Source organism: Thermophilibacter provencensis (genome assembly GCF_900128445.1).
In the GTDB taxonomy this organism is placed as follows: domain Bacteria; phylum Actinomycetota; class Coriobacteriia; order Coriobacteriales; family Atopobiaceae; genus Thermophilibacter; species Thermophilibacter provencensis.
In genome coordinates this window covers 1-982 of the sequence record NZ_LT671415.1, presented here as the reverse complement: position 1 = coordinate 982, position 982 = coordinate 1, and the positions used below count along the sequence as shown (strand labels likewise).

The following is a 982-nucleotide window of genomic DNA, read 5'->3' as shown; positions in this document are numbered from 1 at the left end:
CGCCCGCGGGGGCTGCGCGCCCCCGCGCCCCGCGCCAGGGGGACCGGTCCCCCTGCACCCCCGTGCCGGCACCGCCACGCCCGCTCACGCGCCGCGGGGGCTGTGGCCCGCGCCCCCGCCGCCGTAAACGGCCCGCAGGATCCCTCCACAGATCCCGCTGCGCGGCATCGGTGCAGGGACCGGCCGGGGGCCTTCCCGCAGGCCGCTGACGCCGGCGGTCGCGCGGGCCCGGCGGCAGGAAGGCCGGAGGCAAGCGCGCTTGCATCCGGCGGGCGCGGACGCGAGAGAGGAGAACGAGATGCAGGAGAGGCTCATCCCCGACGAGGTGGCGGCGACCATCCCCGCGCTGGGCGCGACGGAGGAGTGCGAGGCGCCGCTCGCCGCCGTCCACCTGTTCACCCCGGCGGGCGGCTGGGACTGGTACCTGACCGAGTACGACCCCGAGACCGGCGAGGCGTTCGGGCTCGTGCGCGGCATCGAGACCGAGTGGGGCTACTTCTCGGTGAGCGAGATGGAGGGGCTCAACTGCTCGAGGGGCGCCTCGCTCGTCGAGCGAGACCTCCACTTCGCGCCCCGCCCCGCGAGGGAGTTCGAGTGAGCGCGCGGGCGCGGGCCCTCCCCGTGCTCACCGTCGTGCTCGAGTGGGACGACGGCGAGGGCGGCGGGGCGTCCGAGGAGGGCAGGGCGCCCGCGGGCTCGGCAGAGCTCGCCGCCGCCGTCGCGCGGGCGTCCGAGGAGGCCGCCTCGCTCGCCGAGGGCGGGGGCTGGGCGTCGGTGTTCGTCGGCGAGGGCGACCTCGAGGAGGTGAACTGCGAGACCGCCGAGTGCGTCTTCTCCGCCGGGTGAGGCGCCGCCCGGGCCCGCCCGGCCCGGGCCCCGGCGGGGGCTGCGCGCCCCCGCGCCCCGCGCCAGGGGGACCGGTCCCCCTGGCGCGGGCCGTCTCTTATACTCATCTCCCAGCCCACGAGACCGCACTTGCACT

Annotated in this window: 2 protein-coding genes; both read left to right on the top strand. The window is 77.9% G+C overall.

Features of this window, described 5'->3' with window-relative positions:
• The first annotated feature begins 298 nt into the window (after window positions 1-298).
• A complete protein-coding gene (locus tag BQ7391_RS00010) occupies window positions 299-598 on the top strand; it encodes a DUF2958 domain-containing protein (protein WP_075278741.1) in 300 nt (99 codons plus the stop codon).
• On the top strand, window positions 595-846 hold the full coding sequence (locus BQ7391_RS00005; RefSeq protein ID WP_075278740.1) for a hypothetical protein: 252 nt from the start codon (window positions 595-597) through the stop codon (window positions 844-846). The genes BQ7391_RS00010 and BQ7391_RS00005 overlap by 4 nt, the downstream gene beginning before the upstream one ends.
• Window positions 847-982: the final 136 nt, after the last annotated feature.